Source organism: Desulfovirgula thermocuniculi DSM 16036, assembly GCF_000429345.1.
Taxonomy (GTDB): domain Bacteria; phylum Bacillota; class Desulfotomaculia; order Desulfotomaculales; family Desulfovirgulaceae; genus Desulfovirgula; species Desulfovirgula thermocuniculi.
The window spans coordinates 1-12,718 of the sequence record NZ_AUBR01000045.1 but is presented as its reverse complement, the minus strand read 5'-3'; the positions used below and the strand labels follow the sequence as shown (position 1 = coordinate 12,718).

Here is a 12,718-nt window from a genome sequence, read left to right as displayed (position 1 = left end):
GCCTTTAACCTCCGAGGTAGGCCTTTTTGACCATTTCGTTGGCGGAAAGCTCCGCTGCCGGGCCGGAGAGTACAATTCTCCCTGTTTCTAGGACGTAGCCCCTGTGGGCCGCCCGCAGGGCCAGGCGGGCGTTTTGCTCTACCAGGAGAACGGTAACGCCCTCCCTGTTTAATTCCCGCAGGACCTTGAAGCTGCGGTTAACCAGGAGCGGCATGAGGCCCATGGAGACCTCGTCTACCAGCAAAAGCTCCGGCTCCAGGACCAGCGCGCGGGCAATGGCCAGCATCTGCTGCTCGCCGCCGCTTAAAGTCTTGCTCAGCTGGTGGCGCCGCTCGGCCAGGCGGGGAAAGATGGTGAAAATGCGCTCGCAAGATCTCTTAAAAGAAGCTGCCCGGCGCCACGCGCCAATGCGCAGGTTTTCTTCCACCGTAAGGTCCGGGAAAACGCGCCGGCCCTCGGGTACGTAGCCGATGCCCAGCTCCGCCCGGTACCAGGGGGGCCTGGCGGTGATGTCCTCACCGCGGAAAACGATCCTGCCCTGAAAGGGTCGCAAGAGGCCCATGATGGCCTTCATGAGGGTGGTTTTCCCGGCCCCGTTGGCACCGATAACCGTTACGAATTCTCCTTTTTCGACGGCAAGGGATACGTCAAAAAGTACCTGGGAGCGGCCGTATGACACGGCGAGATTTTCTACTCTTAGCATGCCAGCTCATCCTCTTCCCGGCCCAGGTAAGCTTCAATGACCTGGGGATCGTTTTGCACCTGTGCGGGCGTCCCCTCGGCAATCTTGCGCCCGTAGTTCAGCACCACCATACGGTCACAGAGCCTGGTGGCCACGGCCATGTTGTGCTCCACCAGCACAATGGTGAGGCCGGTGCGGCGGAGCCTGTCGACCAGGGCGACAAACTCTTCAATGGCTGGCTGGCTTAAACCGGCGCACGGCTCGTCGAGCATGAGGAGGACGGGCTTTAGGGCCAGGGCGCGGGCAATCTCCAGGTTCCTCATGTGTCCCATGCTCAGGCTGCCGGCTTTGAGGTGTCCCTTGTCCTCCAGGTTGACCAGTTGCAGGTACCGGCGGGCTTCCTCCAGCATGGGCCGCGCGTGGCTCCTGCCCAGGGAGCCCAGGAGGTGCCGGAAGTTGTGCCGGCCCATGGCTGAGAGCACGTTTTCCAGCACGGTCAGGTCTTTAAATATTTTGGTAATCTGGAAGGTGCGGGCAATTCCCAGGTGGGCAATGGCGTGGGCCGGTAAGCCCTGGATTTCCCTCCCCTCGAGCAATATTTTCCCGGCGGTGGGTGCCAGGGTGCCGCAGATGAGGTTGAAGAGGGTGGTTTTGCCCGCCCCGTTGGGGCCGATGAGCCCCAGGACTTCCCCCCGGTAGACGGCCAGATCGACGCCGTCTAGTGCCTTTAAGCCGCCGAAGTATTTTTTTAGGCCTTTCACCTCCAGGAGCACGCGGCGTTCAGCCACGGTTTCCACCTCCCGGTGCGACACGGCCTGCGGGGCCGGGGCGCCGCCTCTCCAGCAGGTTCGCCAGGGGGCTGTTTTCGCCCAGCAGCCCTTGGGGCAAAAAGCGCATCATGAGGACCAGAAGGCCGCCGTACACCAGCATGCGGTAGTCGGCCACAAAGCGGAAGATTTCCGGCGCCAGGGTGAGGATGGCCGCGCCCAGCAGCGGGCCGCTTATGGTGCCCAGGCCGCCCAGAACCGCCATGGCCATGATGCTCACGGACACGGGGAAGGAAAAGTCCGTGGACATGATGAAGCCCATGAAGTGGGCGTAGACGCTGCCGGCCAGGCCGGCTATAAAGGTGCCTATGGTAAAGGCAAAGACTTTGAAGCGGTTGACGTTGTACCCCAGGGAAGCGGTGGCCTGCTCGTCATTGCGGATGCCGCCCAGGGCCAGGCCGAGCCAGGAGAAGCGCACCCGCAGGCACAGCAGGTAAACCAGGATGTTTAAAACAAGCAGCAGGATCAGGAAGCCGCCGGTATCCAGCCGCCGGCCGAATACGGTTGCCGGCGGCACGACCAGCCCCAGGGAAGCGCCGAAAAAGGGGACGTACTGGAAAACGGCCACCAGCACGAAGTTTATGCCGATGGTGGTGACGGCCAGGAAATCTTCCCTTACCCGCACGCTGATTAAGCCCAGCAGCATGCCCGTTAGGCCGGCCACTAATCCCGCTGCCGGGAGGGCCAGCCAGAAGCCAGCCTTGGCCTTGGCAACCAGGAGGGCGGAGGTGTAGGCGCCAATGCCAAAGAAGGCGGCGTGGCCCAGGTTTGGCTGGCCGGCAAAACCGGTGATGATGTTTAAGCTCATGGCCAGGAGCATGAAAATGCCTGCGTTTACGGCCACTACTTGCTCGTACATAAGCCTTCTCCCTCTTTATGCAACGTCGTTAATTGGCCTGCCGGCGCCCCAGGAGGCCCTGCGGGCGCCAGAGGAGGATGAGGATGAGGATGACGAAAGCGAGGGCGTCACGCGGCAGGAAGAAGCCGATGTAGCCGCCGATCAGCGTTTCGGCCAGGCCGATGATCATGGCCGCCAGCACGGTGCCCAGGGGATTCCCCAGCCCGCCCAGCACGATAACGGCCAGCATTTTGTATGCGGGCACATCTCCCATGGTCGGGAAGACGTACTTGTACATGATGCCCACCATAATGCCCGCCGCGGCGGCAAACCCGTAGCCGAGCAGGAAGTTTAAGGCAATCACGCGGTTGGTGTTTATCCCCATGGCCTGGGTGGTTTCCAGATCCTGTGCGGTTGCCCTCCAGGCCAGGCCGATGGCCGAGTGGTTGAGCAGGAGGTAGAGGAAGGCCAGCAGGGCGGCGGTAACGAGGAGGACGATCACCCAGGAGCCGTAAACGGTCAGGTTGATCCTTTCCAGGTAGATATTGGGCAGGACGCCGCCCGCATGGAAATTTTGAATCTGCGGGCCGGCCACAAGGCGCAGCAGGTCCTGCGTGCAGATGAACAGGCCGATGCTGGCAATCAGCGAAACCAGGGGCGGCTTTTCCATTAAGGGGGCAAAGAGGTATCTCTGCACCGCGAGCCCCAGGAGGGCCGTCAGCACCACGCCGGCGGCAAAGGAAAGCAGGAGGTTGCCCGTGGCGGAGTAAACAAAAAAGGCGATGTAGGCGCCGGTGGCGTAGGCGGCGGCGTTGGAAATATCCAGGATGCGCAGGATGCCGTAGACCAGCGTGGCGCCCAGGGCTGTCAGGGCGTAAACGCTGCCCACCACAATACCGTTTACCACTTGCTGTAAGAACACGGCCCGCCCTCCTCACCAAAATTAAAAGGACGTGATTGCGGGCACCCGGCTGTTAACGGGTGCCCGCCTTGGGCAATGAGCTTAGCTTTCCGGCGGCGTGATGATTGCCGGGTCGGTGATTTCGGCAAAGTACCGGAAATTACCTTTTTCCACTTTTTGCACCTGCACGGGCTTCATGACTTCGCCCAGCTTGTTGTAGCCCTTGATGGTTCCCGTTACGGCTTCAAAGTCCTTTATCTTGTACAGGCCTTCCTTGATCTTTTCCGGCTCAGGGCCCTGCTGCTTCATTACCGCGGCCAGCACCATAAAGGCGTCGTAGGTGGAAGCGGCTACCATGTCCGGGGCGTGCCCGTACTGCTGGGTGTACTCCTTAATGAAGTCCTGTGTGACCTTGCTGCTGGAATCCCGGTTGAGGTTGGTGGTAATGATCAGCCCTTCCGCGGCTTCCCCGGCCACCTTCAGGAACTGGGTTGTGGAATCCACGCCCTCGGTGCCCAGGAGCTGCGCCTCCAGCTTCAGATCCTTTGCCTGGCGCACGATCTGGGCGCCCTCACCGGCGTAGGCGGGGATGTAGACCAGGTCGGGTTTCAGCTGCTTGATTTTGGTGAGGACGGGGGTAAACTCCTTTTCGCCCATGGCAAAGGAGTCGTTGGAAACCACCTGCGCGCCGTTGGCGGTGACGTACTCCTGGAACGACTTGGCCAGGGTATTGCCGAAATCGTTATCCACGTGCAGTATGGAGATCTTCTTTGCCTTCAGCAGGTTAACGGCCACGTAGCCCCCGGCCTTGCCCTGGATGGTGCCCACGAAGGACTGGCGGAAGATGTAGTCCCCGGCCTTGGTGATCTCAGGGTGGATGGCGTAGGCGCTGATCATGGGGATCTTGGCGTTTTGGAAAATGGGGGCTGCCGCCCGCGTGGGGCCGCTGTAAGAGCCGGAGACGACGGCCACCACCTTATCTTTGGTGGTGAGCTTCTGGGCGATGTTAACCGCCTGCTTCGGGTCGAGGTTGTCGTCGTAGTCCACCAGCTCTACCTGGCGCCCGTTGATGCCTCCCGCTTCATTAATCTTCTTTACCGCCAGCTTGGCCGCCTGCATGGCGCTCTGCCCGTCGGCTGCCGCCGGTCCGGTGATGGGGGCAAAAAAGCCGATTTTAACCGGTTCCTTGCTCTGGGTGCCGCCCTGGGTGCCGCCCCCGCACCCTGCCACCACGGCAGCTACCAGCAGGAGGGCCAGCGCCGGCAAGAGCCACTTTCTCATTCCCTATCGCTCCCCCCGTTAGCTAGTGGATTAATTTGGGCCCGCATCGACCGTCTTCTTTTCCTGCTGCCTGCCCACCCCCTTTCTCCGGCTTGCCCCATAGAAATCATCCCACATCACCCGCGCCGCTTCCTAGAGGAATGTTTTTCTTTGGGCCAGGAAAAATTTTTGGCCAAATAAAAAAGGCGGCCTGCCAGCCGCCTTTCGGCTCGACCCGTTACTCCGTTTTCCAGTGGATGCACTGGGCGGGGCACATATCGATGGCCTCTTGAATCTCGTCCTCGCTGGCCCCGTAGGGGTTGACCACCACGGCAAAGCCCATTTCCTCGTTCATGGCAAACACGTCGGGACAGGTTTCGGCGCAGGACCCGCAGGCCATACACTCTTCCGTGTCGATGTAAGGAATTCTGGCCAAGGCTACATACCTCCTTAAAGGGGCAGGATGAGCGGCCTTTGCCGCCACACGTATTATATCACCGCCGGCCTGCCGCAAGACAGGGGGGCGAAAAAATTTTGGTTGTATTTTGTATTCAGGGTGCAGGAAAAATGCCCGGAACGTAGAAGTGATAACATAAATTGCTTATACCGGGGCACAAATAGCCCCTTTAAGCCAAAAAATGTGGCAGAAAAGGTGGGTTGGGTATGCACGAATTTCGCCGCCCCATCAGGGCCAGGGAGGAAATTGTCAACCCCGCGCCAGAAGTGCTGAGGGCGCTGGCCTCCCACGAGGAGAAGACCACCGTGTACGGCAGTGCCAGCTATATAACCAAGGTGCGCAACCGCAGCGCCAGGTTTACCTATATCGTGGAGGACGGGGTGCGCCTGGGGGTGGACCAGCAGGGCATTTCCCGCCAGCGGGCGCTGGAGGTGGTGGAACAAGTCGGCAGGTACTTGGAAGAAAAGGCGATCATCCGCCTGGACAGGCAGATGGGCAACCATCCCAACTTCCGCCTGCACTGCCGGCTGTACATTACCGCCGAGTACGCCCGCATACCCCTGCAGTGGCACAAGATGCTCTTCGACCCGGAGGACCCGGAGGGCGAGCCCGACCTGGTGAGCGTCTACGTGCCCGAGTGGCCGGAGCGCCTCATCTTCTGCCACCCGGAAGCCGGCGTGACCTACATCCTGGGTACCGATTATTTCGGGGAGTGCAAGAAGTCGTTTTTGCGCATGGCCATGTACGTGGTGAAGAAGCGCGGCTGGCTGGGGCTGCACGCCGGGAGCAAGGTGCTGCGGGTGCGGGATGCCGGTGGGCGCATCAAAGAGGTGGGCTTCATTTTGTTTGGCCTTTCCGGCACGGGCAAAACCACCCTCACCATGCACGACCACGGGCTGTGCGGCGAGGAGGGGGTCATCATCCGCCAGGACGACGTGGTGATGATGGACCCCACCGGGTATTGCTACGGTACGGAAAACGGCTTTTACATTAAAACCGAAGGGCTGGACGAGTCGCAGGTGGTCCTTTACCGGGCGGCCACCTCACCGGGGGCCGTTTTTGAAAACGTCAAGGTTGACGGCGACGGACGCATTCTCTTTGACGACTACGAGCTAACCACCAACGGGCGGGGGGTGATCCTGCGCCGCGACGTGCCGGGCACCGACGACCGCATCGACCTCGACAAGGCCCACCGCCTCATTTTCATCACCCGGCGGGACACCATTATACCGCCGGTGGCCAAGCTCACGGCAGAGCAGGCGGCGGCCTATTTCATGCTCGGGGAGTCCATAGAGACTTCGGCGGGCGACCCCACCCGGGCCGGGCAGTCCAAGCGGGAAGTGGGCACCAACCCGTTCATCATCGGCCCGGAGGAAGAAGAGGGCAACCGCCTGCTGGAAATCCTGCGCGCCAATCCGGATATGGAGGCCTACCTCCTGAACACCGGCAGCGTGGGGGCAAGGCCGGGCTTCCCGGGCAAGAAAATTACCGTGGGCGTGTCCACCCACATCCTGCGGGAAATTGCCCGCGACAGCATCATCTGGAAGGTAGATGAGGACTGGGGCTACCAGGTGGCCGCCGCCATCCCGGGCCTTGATTTGTCCCCCTACGACCCGGCATCTTACTACAGCCCTGCGGAATACAGGCGGCTGGTGGAAGAACTGCGGGAGGAAAGGAGGCGCTGGCTGGCGAAATACCCCGGGTTAAAGGCGGAAATCGTGGCCGCCGTCCTGTAGGGGGGTGGGGCGTATTAGCAGGTCCCAGATCTACTTTGTGGCGGCCCTGTGCCTGGCTCTGCTGGTGGCCGTGTTTGCCGTGCAGAACCCGGAGCCGGTGGGGATAAACTTTCTGGCCTGGCGCATAGAAGGGATTTCCAAGGTGCTGATCATTTTGCTTTCCACCGCCGCCGGGGCGCTGGCGGTGCTGTTCTTGGGGGTGTGGTGGCAGCTCAGGCGCTACCTTTACGTGAGGCGCCTGGAGGCGGAGGTGCAAAAATTAAGGGCCGAGCTGGCTGCCGCCAGGAATAAGGAAGCGGGCGGCGGCCCGCCCGCCTGATACCGGCGCGGGCTCCTGCCCGCTCACTTTGCCAGCGTCTCGCGCATGTACGCGGCGACCGCGAGGGCGGCTGCCCCCATGATGGCCCCGTGAGTAAAGGCCACGGGGGTAAACCCGTGCTGCTGCAAGAGTGCCGTGCCCACAGGGGGGCCCAGGACCAGGCCCAGGGAGTAAACGGTATTGGTGAGGCCGAAGGCGGTGCCGTAGGGGCTATCACGCGGCGCCGCCTCCTCTTTTATGCCGGGATTGCCGGACAAAAGCTTTTCCGCGGAGTCCGCCAGGAGGGGCAGGAGCGGCGTGGAGCAGGTGCCCACGGCAAATCCCAAAAGGGCCATCACGGAGGCCTCCGCGGCTGGCGTCTTGGCCAGGGCCAGCCAGGGCAGGAGGGCCGCTTCGGCCAGGAGGCCGGCAAAAATCAAGGGCTTCCTGCCCAGGCGGTCGGCCAGCGCTCCCACCAGGGGCTGGCAGAGGGAGTAGGTGACGCTGAAAAGGCCGAAAAAGAGCCCCACCCTGGCGCTGTCCAGGTCAAAGCTTTCGTGCAGGTGCAGGGGCAGGGTGGGCTCAAGCATGCCGTAGCCGAAGCTGCCGGCCAGGGTGATGGCGGTGGCCAGGAGGATGTTGGGGCCGGCCAGGAGTCCCGCCCAGGAAAAGCGGCCTCTGGGCCGTGACGGCCTGTTTTTCGGCCACGAGCCGCACCAGAGGAGGAGGGTGAGGAGGAGGCCGAGGACCGCGGTTAGCAAGAAGGGACTGGCGTAGCCTGCCCACTGGTAGAGCGCGCCGCCCACCGGAGGTCCCAGGATGGTGCCCAGGCCGGTGCTGGCCATTGCCACCCCCATTTTTTGCCCCCGCACCTGGGGAGGGTAGAGGATGGCCACCAGAGCCAGGCCCGCCGACCAGGTGGCGGCGGCGGCCACCCCCTGCACGAAGCGGCTGGCGGCCAGTATCCACGCCGAGCGCGAAAAGGCAAAGGCGATGGTGGCCAGGGTGAGACCCAGCGCGCCGCCGACCATGACCGGCCGGTAGCCGAAGCGGTCGCAGGCCATGCCGGACGGCACGCCGGCCAGCAGGAGGCCGGCGGAGTAGGCGGCAAAAATAAAGCCCAGCCAGATGGTGGAGATGCCCAGGGTGGTGGCGTAGTGGGGAATGACCGGCACAATGATGCCGTAAAGGAGCGTATCCAGGAACACGGCCAGGTTGACGAGGAAGAAGGCATAGCTTTTGTGTTTTTCTTCCATCATGGCTCCTATTATAAGCCCCGGGAAGCCTTTCTGTAAAGGGAAAGGCCCTTTGCTGTGCCGCGGCTGACTGGTAATATTAAGGTAAAGGCGGCAGGTGGCGGCAGGGGTGAACTGCAGTGCGCCTGTGTATAGTGGATGACGGGACCCTCACCGCGCGGGCGCTGGTGGAGAGGCTGCCGGTGCTCCTGGCCGGCTTGCCGGTGGAAATAGACGTTCTGCACTCCGGGGCCGGGGCAGGGGCACCGGCGGGGGAAGTGGAAGGGATAAGGGAATTTTACGGTTCCCCGCGGGAGCTGACCTCCGGGCTGCACGGCGTGGACATCCTGGTGGTGCATAAGGCCCCCGTGAGCAGGGAAGTTATAGCCGCCGCCGGGCGGCTGCGCCTGATTGCCTGCGCCCGCGCCCACCCGGTAAACGTGGACGTGGCGGCAGCCGCCGCCCGCGGCATCCCGGTGGTCCACGCCCCCGGCAGGGCGGCGGCCTCCACCGCCGACCTCACCTTGGCCTTGATCCTGTGCCTGGCCCGCAACCTGGGGGAAGCGCGCGACCTGGTGAAGAGCGCCGGAGCCGCCGCCTGGAGCTACGAGTGCCGCAGTGCGCTGGAGGGGCTTGAGCTGGCCGGCACGACCCTGGGCATTATCGGCTTCGGGCGGGTGGGCCGCCTGGTGGCGGAGCGGGCAAAGGCCTTCGGCATGACCGTCATCGCGCACAGCCCCCGCGTGGGGGAGGGCGAGATCCGCGCCGCGGGTGCCGAGCCCGTTTCCCTGGAAGAGCTTTTGGCCCGCGCCGACTTTGTGAGCCTGCACACCCGCCCCGGCACGGGGAAAGGCGCCCTGATCGGCGAAGCCCAGCTGTCGCTGATGAAGAGGACGGCCTGCCTGGTCAACACCGCCCGGGGGGACCTGGTAGATGAGGGGGCCCTTTACCGGGTCCTGAAAGAGGGGAGAATCCGGGGGGCGGCCCTGGACGTCTTAAAGGAAGAGCCTCCACCCCCGGATCACCCCTTCTTTTCCCTGCCCAACGTGATCCTCACCCCCCACCTGGGGGGCAAGACTACCGCCGTGCCCCGGAGGGCGGCAGAGGCCGTGGCGGGGGAAATTGCCAACTTTCTCTCCGGCAGGCCGCTTGTGCACGTGTTTTCACCACCGGCGGAAGAGCAGGTAGGAGTAGACGACGGTTGAGAGGACCGCCGCGCCCAGGGCCACCATGGTGACGGTAAAGCCTGCCGGAGAGGGCAGGAGGGAAGCGGCCATGACCGCCAGGCCGGCCAGCACGAAGACCGGGCCGGAGAAGCGGTGCGTGCGCCGCCACACTTCTTCGTCCGCCAGCGTCCAGGGGGTTCTGATGCCAAAGAAATAGTTGGGCCGCACCTGGGGCAGGTAATTGCCGATAACCACAAACAGCGCGCCGGTAAGCAGGGGAACAATGCGGGGCACAAGGTCCGCGGGGCCTCCCAGGCCGACGGCCAGGATGAGGCCGTGCAGCGCGGCCAGGAAGACCAGGAGCCCCATCCTGACGGCCCGGTAGGCGCCCGCAAAGCGACGGTAGCTCTCCCGCCGCGGGTCCGCAAAGGGCAGCAGGAGCATGGCCAGGTAGATACCTGCGGCCAAAAGGGGCAGGGCAAAGGCTCCGCCGAAGCGGGAGAAGTAATTGTCCACCTCGCCTTTCAGGTTCCAGTGCGCCGGCACCATTTCGGGGAGGTGCGCATAAGCTGCCGCGCCGGCCACGAACATGGCCAGGAGCAGCGCCAGGGCCGGCCACTCGCTGCCCGGCGTCACCGGCTGAAGGTCGCGCTTGCCGCTCACGGGGATTTTGCACCCCCTTTCCTTTCCCGGGCGGTGACGGAGTGCAGGATCTCCAGCAGCCAGCCGGTTAGTTGCTGGAAAACCGTCATGTTCAGCGAGTAAATGACGTGCTGCCCCCTCTTTTCCTCCAGCACCAGCCCCGCTTCTTTTAAAATGTGCAAGTGGTGGGAAATGGTGGGGCGGGAGAGGGTAAAGGAGCGGGCTATTTCGCCCGCCGTCATGTCTCCCCGGGCCAGGAGGCGCAGGATCTCCCGCCGCGTCTCGTCCCCCAGGGCTTTAAAGACGGCACCGATGGACATGGGATCACCCGGCAAGGCCATATTTTGATGATTTTAAACTTGGAGAAATTCTAACCCATGAAAGACGCAAAGTCAAGGGAAAACATTTTTATAAGCATCAAAAGGCACCGCAGGAGGTGCGGTGCCTTTGCCCCAAGGATATTTTATGCTGCGCCTGTACCCCGGTGGTCGCTCACCAGGTCGTCCAGGGTTTTAAAGGTGTACCCCTGGGCTTTGGCGTCCCTGATGATCCTGTCCAGGGCCTCGGCATTGTCCCGGGAGACGGCGTGCAGGAGGATGACTGCCCCGTTGTGCAGGTTGTCCATGACCGTCTGGTAGGCTTCCTGGGGCCCGCCGGGCATGGGCACCCAGTCCACCATGGCCAGGCTCCAGAAGATGTTGTAGTAGCCCAGGTCCCTGGTTACCGCCAGGGTGCGCTCGCTGTACTCGCCCTTGGGCGGGCGGAGGTAGCGCATCTTCTGGCCGGTGAGCCCGTAGAAGAGGTCCTCCACTTCGCGGAGTTCCTTTTTAATTTCCTCGTTGCTGAGGTCCGGGAGGCTGGGGTGGTTCATGGTGTGGTTGCCCACAATGTGGCCCTCGGCGACCATTCTCTTCACCAACTCGGGCTGGGTCTTTACGTAGTGCCCGGTGACAAAAAAGGCGGCCTTGACGCCGTTGGCCTTTAAAACGTCCAGTATCTTGGGCGTGAAGCCGTTTTCGTAGCCCTCGTCAAAGGTGAGGTAGAGCACCTTTTCCGCGGGGGAGCCCACCCAGTAGGCATCGTAGCGGGAGAGGAGCGCGCGGATGTTCCCGGGCACCTCGGGCTGCTGGTGATTGCTGTTGCGCTTGATGCCCCACCCGTAGCGCGTGTTGGAGAGGGAGTGGGTAGTAGGCGGGGAGGGGGAAGAGGGCTGCTCGCGCGGGGCGTTTGCAAAACCGCCGTTTGGCGGCTGGGCAGGGCTGTTCTGCGCGGGCGGACGGGCGGTTTGGGTTAGGGAAGCCGCCGAGCCCGCGTCACCGCCCTGGGGGGCCAGTTTGTGGGCGAAATAGCCTCCCAGGGCCAGGGCGACGACGGCAAAGATGCCCGCCGCCAGGTACCTTTTCCAGTCCTTTTTCTTTTTAGGCAATGGTTTTCCTCCTTTCCGCAAAAGCCGGCGACTCCGATTTTAGCTTGCATGAAAAAAAAGCGGTTTATTCCCGGCGTTCTTTTGCCTGCTACCAGGAATTCGACACCTTTTGCGCTTTTTCCTGTCCCGGCATTTCCGCCGGCAATTTTAACGGTTTTCCTGCAGTATTGACAGCGGGATTTTTTTTTGCTAAGATTAAAATTGCTTCGCGCCGGCGTAGCTCAACGGTAGAGCAGCTGATTTGTAATCAGCAGGTTGCGGGTTCGAGTCCCGCTGTCGGCTCCAGTTGTGGAGGGGTACCCAAGTGGCCAAAGGGAGCAGACTGTAAATCTGCCGGCTGAAGCCTTCGCAGGTTCGAATCCTGCCCCCTCCACCACAAACCCTTCAAAAGAGGGGTTTGATAAACAAGGGGATGTATGCTATAATTAATATAGCGACGCGGGGTGGAGCAGTCGGTAGCTCGTCGGGCTCATAACCCGAAGGTCGTAGGTTCAAATCCTACCCCCGCAACCATGCCACTATAGCTCAGTGGGTAGAGCGCGTCCTTGGTAAGGACGAGGTCACCGGTTCAATCCCGGTTAGTGGCTCCAGCTCTGACCGGCCGCCGGCCTTTACAGGCGGCGGCCGGTGCATCTCGTGGCGGCGTAGCTCAGCTGGTTAGAGCAAGCGGTTCATACCCGCTGTGTCCGGGGTTCGAGTCCCTGCGCCGCTACCATTTTTTTATGCGGTCGCCGGTCTAAAGAGCCGGCGACTTTGGTCTTTAAGGAGGATTTTTCTTTTTTGTAGCGAATTCACTGTCTTGTATTGCTGCATGAGTCGCTCCCGGTGCGGAAATAATTTATAAGTGTGCAAAAATGTGGTGGCAAGGAGGAGAAGGTGATTTATGGCCAAGGCGAAATTTGAGCGGACGAAGCCGCACGTGAACGTAGGGACGATAGGGCACGTGGACCATGGGAAGACGACGCTTACGGCGGCGATCACGCTGGTGTTGTCGAAGGTGGGGAAGGCGACGTACAAGAAATACGAGGAGATAGACAACGCGCCGGAGGAGAGGGAGCGGGGGATCACGATAAACACGGCGCACGTGGAGTACGAGACGGAGGCGCGGCACTATGCGCACGTGGACTGTCCGGGGCACGCGGACTATGTGAAGAACATGATTACGGGTGCGGCGCAGATGGACGGGGCGATACTGGTGGTTTCGGCGGCGGACGGGCCGATGCCGCAGACGCGGGAGCACATATTGTTGG

14 protein-coding genes and 5 tRNA genes are annotated in these 12,718 nt (G+C 62.2%); 9 read left to right on the top strand and 10 right to left on the bottom strand.

Going from position 1 to position 12,718, the window contains the following annotated elements:
• Nucleotides 1–4: 4 nt before the first annotated feature.
• The 6 genes from G454_RS0110590 to G454_RS0110565 all read right to left on the bottom strand — a co-directional run bounded on the left by G454_RS0110590 (nt 5) and on the right by G454_RS0110565 (nt 4,944).
• Nucleotides 5–703 (bottom strand): ABC transporter ATP-binding protein, encoded by a 699-nt coding sequence (locus tag G454_RS0110590; RefSeq protein WP_027718606.1) that lies wholly within the window; start codon nt 701–703, stop codon nt 5–7.
• Nucleotides 697–1,470 carry an ABC transporter ATP-binding protein gene (locus G454_RS0110585; RefSeq protein WP_245574375.1) on the bottom strand — a complete coding sequence of 258 codons (774 nt, stop codon included), beginning with the start codon at nt 1,468–1,470 and terminating at the stop codon, nt 697–699. Before G454_RS0110585 ends, G454_RS0110590 begins: the two co-directional genes overlap by 7 nt.
• Nucleotides 1,463–2,368 carry a branched-chain amino acid ABC transporter permease gene (locus G454_RS18740; RefSeq protein ID WP_051276234.1) on the bottom strand — a complete coding sequence of 302 codons (906 nt, stop codon included), beginning with the start codon at nt 2,366–2,368 and terminating at the stop codon, nt 1,463–1,465. Before G454_RS18740 ends, G454_RS0110585 begins: the two co-directional genes overlap by 8 nt.
• Nucleotides 2,369–2,396: 28 nt before the next feature.
• A complete protein-coding gene (locus G454_RS0110575; RefSeq protein ID WP_027718604.1) occupies nt 2,397–3,269 on the bottom strand; it encodes a branched-chain amino acid ABC transporter permease in 873 nt (290 codons plus the stop codon).
• 81 nt (nt 3,270–3,350) lie between these two features.
• The gene (locus tag G454_RS0110570) at nt 3,351–4,529 is read right to left on the bottom strand and encodes an ABC transporter substrate-binding protein (protein ID WP_027718603.1); all 1,179 of its coding nucleotides are present in this window, start codon (nt 4,527–4,529) and stop codon (nt 3,351–3,353) included.
• 217 nt (nt 4,530–4,746) lie between these two features.
• Nucleotides 4,747–4,944, bottom strand: coding sequence for a ferredoxin (locus tag G454_RS0110565; RefSeq protein ID WP_027718602.1), 198 nt, complete (start codon nt 4,942–4,944; stop codon nt 4,747–4,749).
• 227 nt (nt 4,945–5,171) lie between these two features.
• Here G454_RS0110565 and G454_RS0110560 point away from each other — a divergent pair, with 227 nt between their 5' ends.
• Together G454_RS0110560 and G454_RS0110555 are read left to right on the top strand one after the other, a co-directional pair.
• The gene (locus tag G454_RS0110560) at nt 5,172–6,701 is read left to right on the top strand and encodes a phosphoenolpyruvate carboxykinase (ATP) (protein ID WP_027718601.1); all 1,530 of its coding nucleotides are present in this window, start codon (nt 5,172–5,174) and stop codon (nt 6,699–6,701) included.
• 4 nt (nt 6,702–6,705) lie between these two features.
• Nucleotides 6,706–7,020, top strand: a complete 315-nt coding sequence (locus G454_RS0110555) for a LapA family protein (protein ID WP_027718600.1) — start codon at nt 6,706–6,708, stop codon at nt 7,018–7,020.
• A gap of 23 nt (nt 7,021–7,043) precedes the next feature.
• Here G454_RS0110555 and G454_RS18735 read toward each other — a convergent pair whose 3' ends face one another.
• Entirely contained in the window at nt 7,044–8,333 is a 1,290-nt protein-coding gene (locus G454_RS18735; protein WP_281168465.1) for an MFS transporter, read from the bottom strand.
• A 41-nt stretch (nt 8,334–8,374) separates the two neighbouring features.
• Here G454_RS18735 and G454_RS18730 point away from each other — a divergent pair, with 41 nt between their 5' ends.
• A complete protein-coding gene (locus G454_RS18730) occupies nt 8,375–9,439 on the top strand; it encodes an NAD(P)-dependent oxidoreductase (RefSeq protein ID WP_051276230.1) in 1,065 nt (354 codons plus the stop codon).
• Here the strand turns inward: G454_RS18730 and G454_RS0110540 are convergent.
• The 3 genes from G454_RS0110540 to pdaA all read right to left on the bottom strand — a co-directional run bounded on the left by G454_RS0110540 (nt 9,398) and on the right by pdaA (nt 11,468).
• Nucleotides 9,398–10,063, bottom strand: coding sequence for an SdpI family protein (locus G454_RS0110540; protein ID WP_051276227.1), 666 nt, complete (start codon nt 10,061–10,063; stop codon nt 9,398–9,400). The two genes, G454_RS18730 and G454_RS0110540, sit on opposite strands and share 42 nt — an antisense overlap.
• A complete protein-coding gene (locus G454_RS18725) occupies nt 10,060–10,383 on the bottom strand; it encodes an autorepressor SdpR family transcription factor (RefSeq protein WP_281168464.1) in 324 nt (107 codons plus the stop codon). The genes G454_RS0110540 and G454_RS18725 overlap by 4 nt, the downstream gene beginning before the upstream one ends.
• 122 nt (nt 10,384–10,505) lie before the next feature.
• Nucleotides 10,506–11,468, bottom strand: a complete 963-nt coding sequence (pdaA, locus tag G454_RS0110530; protein WP_027718598.1) for a delta-lactam-biosynthetic de-N-acetylase — start codon at nt 11,466–11,468, stop codon at nt 10,506–10,508.
• A gap of 210 nt (nt 11,469–11,678) precedes the next feature.
• Here pdaA and G454_RS0110525 point away from each other — a divergent pair.
• The 6 genes from G454_RS0110525 to G454_RS18720 all read left to right on the top strand — a co-directional run.
• Nucleotides 11,679–11,753, top strand: a tRNA-Thr gene (locus tag G454_RS0110525).
• Between the two features lie 5 nt (nt 11,754–11,758).
• Nucleotides 11,759–11,844: transfer RNA gene (locus tag G454_RS0110520), tRNA-Tyr, on the top strand.
• Between the two features lie 61 nt (nt 11,845–11,905).
• A tRNA-Met gene (locus G454_RS0110515) sits at nt 11,906–11,981 on the top strand.
• 1 nt (nt 11,982) lies between these two features.
• A tRNA-Thr gene (locus G454_RS0110510) sits at nt 11,983–12,058 on the top strand.
• Nucleotides 12,059–12,106: 48 nt separating this feature from the next.
• A tRNA-Met gene (locus G454_RS0110505) sits at nt 12,107–12,183 on the top strand.
• Between the two features lie 168 nt (nt 12,184–12,351).
• Nucleotides 12,352–12,718, top strand: a 367-nt coding sequence (locus G454_RS18720; protein ID WP_035107622.1) for a GTP-binding protein, incomplete at its 3' end; no start/stop codon positions are given.

Bases quoted from the DNA above. Each gene is read 5' to 3' on its own strand.
- G454_RS0110590 (WP_027718606.1), bottom strand. From the start codon at position 703: ATGCTAAGAGTAGAAAATCTCGCCGTGTCATACGGCCGCTCCCAGGTA.
- G454_RS18740 (WP_051276234.1), bottom strand. From the start codon at position 2,368: ATGTACGAGCAAGTAGTGGCCGTAAACGCAGGCATTTTCATGCTCCTG.
- G454_RS0110570 (WP_027718603.1), bottom strand. From the start codon at position 4,529: ATGAGAAAGTGGCTCTTGCCGGCGCTGGCCCTCCTGCTGGTAGCTGCC.
- G454_RS0110560 (WP_027718601.1), top strand. From the start codon at position 5,172: ATGCACGAATTTCGCCGCCCCATCAGGGCCAGGGAGGAAATTGTCAAC.
- G454_RS18725 (WP_281168464.1), bottom strand. From the start codon at position 10,383: ATGGCCTTGCCGGGTGATCCCATGTCCATCGGTGCCGTCTTTAAAGCC.